The organism is Burkholderia alba, from assembly GCF_034721475.1.
Taxonomy (GTDB): domain Bacteria; phylum Pseudomonadota; class Gammaproteobacteria; order Burkholderiales; family Burkholderiaceae; genus Burkholderia; species Burkholderia alba.
The window spans coordinates 1-1,267 of the sequence record NZ_JAWJWL010000136.1; the positions used below are offsets into that span (position 1 = coordinate 1).

1 protein-coding gene and 1 pseudogene are annotated in these 1,267 nt (G+C 53.1%); one reads left to right on the forward strand and one right to left on the reverse strand.

From position 1 onward, the window contains the following. A partial coding sequence (locus RZR99_RS32825; protein WP_323123829.1) for an N-acetylmuramidase domain-containing protein occupies nt 1-744 on the reverse strand: 744 nt, incomplete at its 3' end. Between the two features lie 272 nt (nt 745-1,016). Between RZR99_RS32825 and RZR99_RS32830 the strand changes: the two are divergent. Beyond that, nucleotides 1,017-1,267: pseudogene (locus RZR99_RS32830) on the forward strand (hypothetical protein); the annotation flags it as partial.

Here is a 1,267-nt window from a genome sequence, read left to right on the forward strand (position 1 = left end):
AAGATGATAAGCGTAATCGAAGCCATTGTAGTTTCTCGTAAATTCGCCCCATTTTTGAGCTTTCAGTGCCGCTACCAAGTCCGAGTCGGCCTTGATATAGCGGACAAAGGCATCGAGTTGATTACCTTCGTCTTGTTCCATATACGAGACGAAATCATCGACAGTAGCATAGCCCATTCGCTTCCAGTGGTAACCTATGATCCCCAATCCACCCCAGCGAGTAGATTCACATGCGGCCCGCGCATCGATCACTTCGGCCGCCCTGAGACGAGCGTATTCAGTCTCCTCTCTTTGAGGACTTCTAAGCCAGGGAGACAAGGTGCCTCGATAGAGGTTCTCTAACGGCCCCGGATTGATGCCGTGAGCCCTGAGACGTTCCCAGAAAATATCTTGCTCGAAACGGATCACGGGCCGCCCGTCCAGTAGAAATCCGAATCTATGCGAGCCGCTTTCATAGATAGCGAACAAACACTCGGTGGACACGCCAAGCTTGCCAGCAGCATTAAGGAAATCGCTACCGGACAGATGTTTAGGATCACGCAGGCCTGTTGCAAGCGTCGCGAGCGTTCTAGGGCCAGCAATCCCTGTTTCAGCGAGCCCGGTTTTGATTTGGAACGCCACAATCGCAGCTTCCGTGGCGTCATCGTAGAGCCCCGTGACGGGTATCGTATATCCTGCTCGCAGCAGATGACGTTGCAGTAGCCCTACGTCGTCACCACGATCACCTAGGCGAAATTCCTTCATAGAGCACGGCTCCCAAATATCGAAGAAATGGAATGCTCGCCCCCCGGGCACGCCGATTTGCCATTGATCATGAGCAAAGCCGCGCTGCGTCTCTTGTAGACTACGATTTGCAATGAAGTAGGTCCATCGAGAACCGGCAGAACCTCCCCCACTAGGTCATTTCTCAGTCGACGCCAATATCGCACTGAAACATCAACCAAAAATAGATTAAGTGTTCGATTCCAATTACCGACAAAACGTTAGCGCTGCTTTGTAATGTTACGCACATACGCGTGCTTATCTTAGTCGTCAACTACTGCCACACTCAGCGCATGCTATTCGGGTTTAATGAAATTAATGAGGAGATGAAGATGGCCAGATCGATACGTTCACGGGTGATGGCAGGTGCGGTGGCGTGCGCGATGAGCGTGACCCCGTTCGCGGGGCTGACGACATTCCTGTCGCTGGCGGTCCCGCAGGCTGCGGTGGCGGCGAGTGTCGCGGCCGACAATTACGCGGCGACCCAATATCCGATCATTCTGGT